This is a genomic window from uncultured Maribacter sp. (assembly GCF_963977385.1).
Lineage (GTDB): Bacteria > Bacteroidota > Bacteroidia > Flavobacteriales > Flavobacteriaceae > Maribacter.
In genome coordinates, this window is sequence record NZ_CAXBOU010000004.1 from 199,535 (window position 1) to 210,039 (window position 10,505).

Below are 10,505 nucleotides of genomic sequence, written 5' to 3' on the forward strand. Positions count from 1 at the left end.
TTATTCCAGAGGATTTAAAATTACTATATTTTTACCGTGCGCATTAGAATTTGGTAATTCAATTTGGTTAGGTATTGAATCGATGCTGCTGTTCCGATTACTCATAGAAATAGCGATACATATTTAAAAGCTATCATCATCTAAATAATTTAGCTTCATATAATAAGTAGTGAAACAGTTTAAAATATTATAGTATTATGACAAGGATATAGGGGGATATTAGGGAATATATGAGAATTTTTATTGTTCGGTTACATTAATTTTAATATCAGTTGTTTTGTTGATGTATAGGCTAGCCAGTAAGGAAACGTTTATTGTAATCGTTGCTCAATGTTAGTTTAGCTTTAGCTCTTCCAACCCAATTCTATAAATATTTCCCATCCCATTCTTAGTCTGATTTGAATACAGTTTTAAATCTTCAACAGTCTTAATTCTACTAGTATTTAGGTCAAATTTTTCACTTGTAAAATATAGATTGTTACGTTCAATATCAATAAAGGGACAATAATCGAGTTGAGGTGAATTAATATTTTTCCCCATGTTTTTTGATTCACTCCAATTACCTTCTTTATCTTTTATGCTATAATATAAATCGCCACCTCCTAAACCATCTTCTCTTCCAAATGAACTGAATATTAGTAAATTTTCCTCCGGATTTATATAAGAGTTGAATTCAAAATATGCTGTGTTTATTGTACTATCTAACACTACGGCCTCCTGATATTCACCGTTGACTTTTTTGGATACAAAAATATCTTCTCGACCAATACTTTCTTTTCTAGTTGCTGTAAAGTATAAATTCCCATTCTTACTAAGTGACGGATAAAACTCATCTTCTTCAGTATTTATTTTATCGTTCAATGCTTTGGGATCGCTCCATTTATCCCCGTCTCTATCACTGTACCAAATATTATAGTCATTTCTGGTTGAGTCTTTCTCTATAGGTCTATTAGAGGCGAAAAACAACCTTTGCCCACCTTCAGTATAGAATGGTTCTATATCTTGATATTTTCCAGATAGGGTTACTATTTTCGGTTGACTCCATTTGCCTTCAATTCTGTCTATTTGTATGAGACACCTTTTTTGTTGTTTATAATCTCCTAAAGTGTATATCAATTCATTTCCGTTTGGTGCTATTGCGATATCTCGCTCATATAAGCCGGTAGATACAATTCCTTCTGCAAATAGTTCAACTTTACTAGGGTTAGACTCTAAATCTAATTTTATAGTTTCGGATTCTTTACTCTCTTTACAGCCTAAAATCAACAAGCTTAAAAGCAGTATAATGATTTGCGTATTTTTTACGATAACGTTGCCTTTGTTTTTTGACATTATAGATTGAGGTTTATGTGGTTGATTAAGTAGATGTAAAATTAGCAAAAACGTATTGGTGAAGTAGATTTGATACATTTTCTTTAGTACCCTAATACCTCTTTATAGTCTTCTATGATTTTCTGTAATTAGAAGATAATATAAAAAAAACCTGAAAGCTTTCGGGGTTTTATAAATACAAACAGACCTTGACATAAACCCCAAAATCCGCATTAATTATTGGTGTTGATATGGTGTTGTTTTTTATTCGTTCAGTTTGTTCTCAATTCGAGGATTTACTTTTGTTAGTTCTCTGGCGAATTCAAATTTGTCCTTAGGAGAAATTATGATTAAGTCAAACTTTCCATAAGTCAGTTCAATTCTGTCCAATGATGGTGCAGGTGATGAAATTAGATTTCCTGTTTTGGCAACAGACCTGATTTTGTTTATATCAAATTGTTTATTGTAGAAAAAACCACATTTTACTTTTAAAACTCCAGCTTCAGTAATCGTGTATTCGGTCGAAAAATTTAGGTACAAACATAGTCCATAGACCAATAGAAAGATTCCGCCAACCGAAAGTATTGCCTGCAATGGTTCGTTTCGATATACCATAAATCCTAATATACCGCCAAAAATAAATATCATCAACAACATTATTTCAAATCCGAATTTTGATTTGTAAGTTTTCATTGTTGATTACTTCTCTTTATTAGAATTCATTTTCACCCTGTATAACGTAAAATACCATCACGAGAACTATTGTAATTGGGACTTTATATACACAAATAAACTTTGACGTAAGCCCTAAAATTTACATTGATTATTGGTATTGTTGACAACTGACTTTTACGTACTACTTGGTTTTTAATAGACTAAAAATTCTGGAAAACGTTCAGCTTTGAGCGAATTCCATTCTTCTTTTATAATGCTATAATAAACATCAGTTCTGCTTTCCCCGTTTGGAGCGACGTAGTTATTTCTAAAAACGCCCTCTTTCTGAGCACCTAAATTTTCTATTGCTTTTTGTGACCTTAAGTTTTCTTTATCGGCACTAAACTGTATTCTTCTAAATCCAATATTCTCAAAACCAAACTTCAATAGTTCATACTTACAGGCTTTGTTTAATCCTGTGCCTTGAAAATCTGTTCCATACCAGGTCCAGCCAATTTCACATTTTTTATTAGCGGTATTCACATTTCCATATCTTGTACAACCTGCTACTTTATCAGTTTCTTTGTCGATAATTAGAAATGGATAACAAAGACGATTGTTTTTGTCCTTTATCGTTTTTGCGATATAGTTCTTAAAACCCTGTTCGTTATTTATGTTCATCCCCATAAATTTCCAAATTTCTTTATCGAAGATTATTTCTTTGAGCTCCTCATTTCTTTTATTCTCAAAGGGGAGAAGTAAAACTCTGTCGTTTTCAAGTTGAATGTCTGATTTTAGAATTTTTATTTTCATTTTTTAAGCTTGGTGCCAATGGTTTAGGCTCGTATGTTTGGTTATTAATTTGAAGATAAGATATTTTGATAGACAAAATAGTTTAAAGGTAAGAGTGATTTCGAGATTTGGCAAGATGCAATACAAAGAAAACTTTATGTTTCAGTCTGCACACGTAGCCAGAACTTTTTGTTTTGCACTTATTTTTTCATTTTAGTTTATAGTAATCCATGACATTTTAAATAAACTACTTAATAATTTGATTAAGTAGAGATTACTCTAACCATCTTCACGGAGTCAAATATTTTCAACAAATTTTAAAAATATTTTTTTATGCAGTTCAATATCCAGATTAGGAGAAAGTGATACACGTACAATATAATCTTTGTCTCCTTCTTTAGTTGTTCCTTGAGTAGAGGTGGCAGGTATTGTCCAATAACATCCAGTTAACTGCCCATAGCTTACACAGAACTTACTCTCATCAGGAATTTCTGTAATCATTAAATTGATTAATTTAAGATTTAACGCTCTTTTATAAGATTCTTTTTCTTCATCTGTTTTACCTTTAGTTGGAAGGTCTAATGAAAATACAGATGGGGTAAATCCTTGTTTTGCCAATTCTTCTGATACAAAATTGATTTTAGCGGCTGGTAAAGTATCGTAAATGAAGGTTACAAATTCGCGGGTATTCTTATAGGCATCAATAATTCTTTGATTCATTGAAGGCAATTGCTTTGCTAATATTTCCATTTGAAGAGCAGTAGCCTCGTTATCGCAAAGTTTTAGATGCAGTTCTATTTTTTCTAATAAAGCTTCAGTTCTTTTATTTCCTATACAGTAGCCTGCCGTACATTGCCCGCCACTAGGGAATTTCGACCCGCTAACATATGAAATAACCCTGACCGTTGAGAGTATGTCATCTTCACCTAAAAAGTGCACATTGGGACAAAATGTTTGATCTAGAATAAAAACAGGGTCAATAGCTATTTCACCGGTTACAGTTCTGCGGGTTTCACTTAAAACATTTTTCAATATTATAAGATCAGGAACTTCCACTCTAGGGTTTGTTGGAATTTCTGCGATTATGTAAGGGACGGCATCTTCGTTGGCAATTTTATTTAAAACGATATCAATACTTTGAACCATATTATTATCTCCATCAACTGCTAAATCTACCACTTCAACATTATCAAGGCAGGCAGCCACTCGCCTTGCTTGATCATTTGTTCCACCATAACAATTTGTTGGAACTATGATTTTAATAGCTTTTCCTTTGTGTTCTTCTAGGGCATCGTGAATTAGCCCCATCATAATAGAATATTGCATAGAAAGTCCACTAGAAGCAACTAACGGCTTTGTATCCGTACCGGTAATAGCTTTAATTGAATTTAGAACACTTGTTTTATTCGCTTCTACATTACTTTTAATGATATGAACAGAAGTTTTGTCTATTAGCAATTTTAAGGCATTAAGAGAATCGGCGGGGGTCATAGCTATGGTCTCTCTTCTTCTTACGTGCTGAATTTCTGAAACATAGCTTTCATTTTTAGCGCCATTTACCAATAGAATACTTCCAAGGTGAGAATGAAGACCAATGAAAAAGTCAATGTTAGGTGTGATATCAATAGAATTCATTTCATCTTGTTGTGAAACGAAAATTGTACTCCCATTAAACTCGCAGATATCATCTACTTTCTCTACTTTCTTTAACTCAAATTTATAACCATAAATATTTCGTAGTATTTCCGCATCAAAACATTCCGGTAATTCGCCTGTATAAAGAATTTGAGTGTTTTTCTTATATAATAAATTACTTCTTAGAATTGCATAAATAGGAATCGTCTTCGATGAAAAACTTATTACATTTTCTGGTTTTTGATTATTTAATTTAGCAACTGCCCATTCTAGTATAGAAGATAACGGATGACCTAATCGAATATAATCGTAAGCAGTGGGTAATTTACTCAGTGCCGATGATTCAGAATTATTGGTATTAAATAAGATTTCAAACTGTTCTAGAAATTCAATTTTCGCTAATTTTTCATCATAAATATCTAGTCGATGTGTTGTTAGGCTCAACCAGCCAGATGGCATGTTTTCTAATTCCTCTTTAATATAATGTAGCGTTTTATTGTCGTGCATAATGTCACCTTTAGATAGGTGAGTAATATACACTAATTAGATTTTTTTAAAGGAGTAACAAGACGTTTTCTAACATTGTGGCTAACATCTCGAATATGAGGTGTTGGGCATTTTGAAACACCTGACCTACGAACCGCTATTTGTTTTACTGAATAAACACATTTTCAAATTTAGTTCTATCTGCTCAATGGTCTAAACATAATTAATGGCTTTTGTGCTTTAATCAGATTCCAAATTCTTGAAAGATAAATTGGTATGATATTTTAAACCCTGTGCAATAGAAATGTTTAATTGGGCAAAATTAGTTCTAGTGGCTGTTCTTCTTTTTCAGGATAGAGAACCTTTTTACTTTCCATTTCATTGGATAATGCCTTCATCATAATATTAAGCTGTTCTTTATTTTTATCGGCTACATTATTGGTTTCAAACGGATCTTCTTTTAAATTGAATAGTTCATAATCTGGTTGATTTTCTACTTGATAATGATAAACGACTTTCCAGTCAGACTTAACCAGACTAGTAAAATAGCTGGAACGATGACTATGGGGAAAATGATTAAGAAATAGCTCATCACGTTTAACGTCTTGTCGACCATGAAGCTGATCTTGAAGTGCAAATCCATCCAAAATATAACCTTCAGGATAATTCACATTTGCTACTTTACACAAAGTGGGAAAAATGTCCATAATAGTTCCTAATTGCTTTTGAACGACATTAGCTGCAATGGGGGTTTTTTCTTGACAGGATATATTTTCATTTGGCGAAACCCACGATGCAATAAATGGTACGCGCATGCCACCTTCCCAATGGTTACCCTTTTTACCTTTCAAGGGAGAAGAGCTACTGTAGTTGTTTTCAATTGGTAGAGGAGCATCTGAACCATTGTCTCCCAAGAAGAAGATAAGTGTATTCTCTCCTAATCCCAGATCTTTCACATGCTGTACTATATCCCCTAGTGATTTATCAATGCCTTCAATAAGTGTTGCATAAGCTTGAGCTTTTTCAGACATATTCAAGTCTTTGTAGTTTTCGGCAAAACGAGAATCTGAATAAAAAGGTGCATGAACAGCATAATGAGCCATGTTAAGGAAGAAAGGTTTGCCTTCTTCCTTAGCTTGAGATATTGCCAAATTGGCTTCTAAGGTTAATGCCTCTGTCAGAAAAATATCCTTACCATGGTATTTCTCTAAACCTGGTACAGCTCTTACTTTATTACCTCCTGTATGTCCAAATCCTTCCGTACCTAAATAACTGCCAGGTTCCCCTATAGAGCTACCGGCAATGTTTATATCAAAACCCAGATTAAGTGGGTTTTCCCCTTCGCTGTCGAACGGTCCAAAGTGCGCTTTGCCTACATGAATTGTTTTATAGCCTGCTTGTTGTAAGATTCTCGGAAGTGTTACCGATTCTTTGGTAAGTCCTTTCCAGTTCCAATTTGCAGGTCCAAACTCGGAGCGATTATTCTCCTCAGATTTAATCCAATTGGTTACCCCATGGCGAGCAGAGTTTTGACCCGTTAAAATTGTTGTTCGCGATGGTGAACAAACCGAATGTGCATAATAATTTATAAAACGAACACCTTGCTTTGCAAGCTTTTCCATATTAGGCGTTTTATAATAATCATTCGATCGATATTTTACCGATTTACCATTTGTATCTGTCAAAAATGGAACTGATGTATCCATTAGCCCCATATCGTCTACTAGAAAAATGATAATGTTTGGAGGGGTATTTTCTTCTGCTTGTGAACTACATGAAGTTATACAAAGCATTGATAGCAGTGCAAAAACTGAAAATTCTATTTTTAATCTAATCTTGCTTATCATATCTCTCTTTATGTTTGACTACAATTTTGTTTTCTCAGCATGTAACTAACACGCAACAATCTTTTTTTTCACACTAAAACACAATTATTTTTATTGGGTGTTGTGCTTAGTTATTTTTTCCTTTCGTCAGTTTCAAGTATTGAATATTCGAAATTGTCTGACCAACCAGATTTGAGAGGTAATACTTGTCTGAGTCTTCCTTCTCTTAGCATTCCTGATTTTTCCAGAACTTTAATGGAACCTATATTTTCTACAGCACATCCAGCCTCTATTCGGTGCAGTTTAAGATTTTCAAATCCGAAATTTATTACCGCTTTTAAAGATTCCGTTGCGTAACCTTTTTTCCAGAAGTCAGAATGTATTTTATACCACACCTCTGCTCGTTTATATTTTTCGGTTCCGAGTTTAAGTCCAAATAATCCGATGAATTCTCGATCTAATCGATTTTCAATTGCAAATGTGTAATTCTTTATTTTGCTTAACTTATTTTCCGCAATCCAAGGTGTAATTATACTTTTAGTTTCTTCAATATCTTCTGGAATTCCAAGAGCATTGAATTCATCTGTTTCAGGTAAAGAATGTAATTTATGAATCGAATTTAAATCCGAGAATGTAATTAGTCTCAATTTTATTCTTTCTGTTAATATTTCGATTTCGTTCATTTTTTTAATTAAATATACCCTGCTTTGGCATTTCGTATTTATTTAAATCGAATGTAATGATTCTGTGTTATTTGGTTCAAATATGTTTTTGTTCCAATTAGTTCAAATTTCAGTTCGTTCGGAAGTTCCGAAAACAAAGAAGAACCACCACCTAATAAAATAGGGATTGTCGTCAACACCATTTCGTCAATTAAGTCCTCTTTCAAAAAACTACTAATTGTGGTTCCTCCGTCAATGTATAGTTTGTAAAATCCTTTTTTGTGAATATGGTCTAAAATTTCCGTCAAAGTCCCTTTAACTAAAAATGCTTTACCAATATGACTTTCAGGTATTTCTTTTAGTTTGTTACTTAATACAAATACTGGCTTATTATACGGCCATTCAACATCAAAACCGAGTACGGTTTCAAATGTTGTTCTTCCCATAACTAGAGCGTTAATTCCGTTGTTGAATTCCACATATCCTATATCGTCATTACTTGGGTTTGGAATAGCATTTAGCCATTCAATTCCACCATTTTTGTCAGCAATATAACCGTCTAAACTTGTTGCGATAAATACGCTATTCTTTTTGCTCATCATTCTTTCGTATTTCACTTATCAATATGAATGAAACGGTTTTAAGCACCTTGTTGTAAGTTGGCTTTTTATTCAGCTTATTTTTTACGATACAACCACCAGTTCATATTTCTAGTTAACTCATAACCTAATTTTGCATAAAGAGAAATTGCTAAGTTTCCTTTGTTTGTATGTAAAATAGGTGTTTTATTTTCTTTTAAAATTTCTTTTGTATTGTATGCTATTAATTGTTTTGCCAGTCCTTTTCTGGTATAGTTAGGATGGGTAACAACAGCACTAACTTCAATAAAAAGATTAGTTTGCATTCGTTGACCGGCTATTGAAACTAATTTACCGTTCTTAAATATGCCATAGTATTTGCCCATTTCAATGGTTCTTTTTTTATAGTAACCGGGCATAACCAACCAAATTAAATCATAAATCTCATCAATAAATCTATTGTCTAACAACACGATTTTTTCTGTTATTTGAACGTCAGTTAGCGTATTCAAAACCATTTGACAACCATCAATTTTTTTCTCTAAGAAAACTTTGCTATCGTCTACTATTGGTGTTTGATTCTCTGAAACGAAGAAGAATTCATTCGAAGTTTTTAAATATTCATTTGAAGCTTTTGCTGTTTTTGTTTCTTCGAAAAAGGACCCAAAAGTGCAAATCTCTGGGTTATAAAATTGTACTCCATTAAATTCAACTACAAATTTTTTATGAGTTTCTTTTAAGGAATGCCAAACAGGATTTTTTAATTGATGTTCTAAATCTATCATTAAAATGAATGAAATTAAGTTTAAATATGAAGAGTCCTTGGTGCATTCAAGATTGTTACAAGGGGTTTGTATAAGGTTACTTAAGTTGTTTAAGCAACTAGTTTAATAAATAATTACTTTCGTAAAAAAATCCGATAGGATTTTCGTGAGTGTGCTAAAACACAGCAATTAATTTTGTTCGATTTTAGGCAAAGTATTTATAAAACTAATTTTTTCCTTAATGATAAATACTTGTATATGACAAAAGTTATTATAGCATCCAATAACATTCCAAAACCAAAAATAAGTATTAGATTATTTAATGTCAATTTAAAGAGGTTCAGATATATAAACAACCCTATTAACCCATAATATATACAATTTACTATAATCGCCTGGACCATCATGACATCTGTTCGACCTAAACCATAAAAAACGCTATCATAAATATTGTTATATGCAAAAGCGATATAAAATACAATGGCTAGTTTTGTCACTTCCAAAGTTATATCAGGGTTTTCGATATTCATTACATTTGTAAAAAAGAATCTCCAAAGCGGAATTGTCGCAATCCACATAAAACAGACAATTGATGTAACGAAAAAAGAATATTTTAAAATATGTTTTTTTGATATTCTACGCTCGCCCACATCTCTTTTTATTAACTCTCCTAGAGCTAAAATTGGGGCTAATAGCCAACCCCAAATAAAGCTATTTGAAATCCAAAAAGAGGATTGGCCTTCAATCAAATTGATAAGTCTAATAATAATTAATATGAAGATAGAATTTCTTATTAATGATTCTAATCCTGATAAATAACCAATTTTGAACCAATCTCGTAGCCATGTAAAATCTAATCTTTTTTTATTCAGAATAATGTTCTCTTTTTTTAACATATAGAAACTTTGAATTATCATAAATAAGCCCACTATAATGTTGGCAATTGCGATTCCAATCACACCAATATTTAATGAAAATGAGAATTGACTTAGAAGAAAAGAATCTAAAATGACGCTTAAGAGGGTTTGTGTAAGAAGCAATAAGAAAATCTTACCAACTTTATTCAAAAGCACAAATATGATTAGTGCAAATTTAAAAGCTACTGATAAAAATATTGCAATAGATTCTAATTGAATATATTTAGATGAAAGCTCAACCAAATGTGACATTTGATTCATCTGAGCCAAGATGGAATTTGTATTTAAGATAAGAAAAATGACTGGGATTAGATATACAACGGATATTGTAATAAATCCGGTAATTATTTTATTACTGACTATAGCTATTTCTTTTATAGATTTCCCAATAATAAAGAATAATGGAAGTATTAAAGCTTCTTGAATAACTTCAAAAGCGACATTTAACCATAACACTTGGGATGCAATATTGAAACCTGAATCATTGGGTAATTCACCTAAATAATAAATTCTAAGAGTTTTGTAAACGGATGGTACTAGCAATATCAATATTAAAACAAAATATAGTCTAATATTAAAATGTTTCAGATTTACTAAAATGCCATTTTGAGTCAAATTGGGAATTGTTTTCTTTGAATGTTTTGCATAACGCTTGAGCATAGTTCGGAAGCAAGGAAATTTTTCGTTTCCGTCTGAGCACGAAACTAAAGCTTATTGTTTAGTTTTATTTTTTCTTGGCCAAAGCTAAATCTATAAGATTTAGCGAGTTTATAAATATACATAGACCTTTCGGTTTTGCGCTAAAGTCCGCATTACGTTTAGGTTTTGTGCCTGTTGCACAAGTCCTTGATAAAAATACTGTTTTTGCTTAACTTTAGTT

9 protein-coding genes are annotated in these 10,505 nt (G+C 32.1%); all 9 read right to left on the reverse strand.

The genetic code is table 11. The features are described 5' to 3' along the window. Nucleotides 1-333: 333 nt before the first annotated feature. The 9 genes from AAC084_RS07325 to AAC084_RS07365 all read right to left on the reverse strand — a co-directional run bounded on the left by AAC084_RS07325 (nucleotide 334) and on the right by AAC084_RS07365 (nucleotide 10,285). Nucleotides 334-1,332, reverse strand: a complete 999-nt coding sequence (locus tag AAC084_RS07325; RefSeq protein WP_339838920.1) for a sialidase family protein — start codon at nucleotides 1,330-1,332, stop codon at nucleotides 334-336. Between the two features lie 243 nt (nucleotides 1,333-1,575). Beyond that, on the reverse strand, nucleotides 1,576-2,004 hold the full coding sequence (locus AAC084_RS07330) for a PH domain-containing protein (RefSeq protein WP_339838923.1): 429 nt from the start codon (nucleotides 2,002-2,004) through the stop codon (nucleotides 1,576-1,578). Nucleotides 2,005-2,178: 174 nt separating this feature from the next. Next, the gene (locus AAC084_RS07335; RefSeq protein WP_339838925.1) at nucleotides 2,179-2,778 is read right to left on the reverse strand and encodes a GNAT family protein; all 600 of its coding nucleotides are present in this window, start codon (nucleotides 2,776-2,778) and stop codon (nucleotides 2,179-2,181) included. 276 nt (nucleotides 2,779-3,054) lie between these two features. Further along, nucleotides 3,055-4,899, reverse strand: coding sequence for a cystathionine beta-synthase (locus AAC084_RS07340; RefSeq protein WP_339838927.1), 1,845 nt, complete (start codon nucleotides 4,897-4,899; stop codon nucleotides 3,055-3,057). A gap of 287 nt (nucleotides 4,900-5,186) precedes the next feature. Then, nucleotides 5,187-6,725 (reverse strand): sulfatase-like hydrolase/transferase, encoded by a 1,539-nt coding sequence (locus AAC084_RS07345; protein WP_339838930.1) that lies wholly within the window; start codon nucleotides 6,723-6,725, stop codon nucleotides 5,187-5,189. A 110-nt stretch (nucleotides 6,726-6,835) separates the two neighbouring features. After that, nucleotides 6,836-7,387: a GNAT family N-acetyltransferase gene (locus AAC084_RS07350; RefSeq protein WP_339838934.1), complete on the reverse strand. Its 552-nt coding sequence runs from the start codon at nucleotides 7,385-7,387 to the stop codon at nucleotides 6,836-6,838. Between the two features lie 38 nt (nucleotides 7,388-7,425). Beyond that, nucleotides 7,426-7,968 (reverse strand): dihydrofolate reductase family protein, encoded by a 543-nt coding sequence (locus AAC084_RS07355; RefSeq protein ID WP_339838937.1) that lies wholly within the window; start codon nucleotides 7,966-7,968, stop codon nucleotides 7,426-7,428. Between the two features lie 74 nt (nucleotides 7,969-8,042). Further along, entirely contained in the window at nucleotides 8,043-8,729 is a 687-nt protein-coding gene (locus tag AAC084_RS07360; protein ID WP_339838940.1) for a GNAT family N-acetyltransferase, read from the reverse strand. A gap of 197 nt (nucleotides 8,730-8,926) precedes the next feature. Continuing rightward, nucleotides 8,927-10,285 carry an MATE family Na+-driven efflux transporter gene (locus AAC084_RS07365; RefSeq protein WP_339838943.1) on the reverse strand — a complete coding sequence of 453 codons (1,359 nt, stop codon included), beginning with the start codon at nucleotides 10,283-10,285 and terminating at the stop codon, nucleotides 8,927-8,929. Nucleotides 10,286-10,505: the final 220 nt, after the last annotated feature.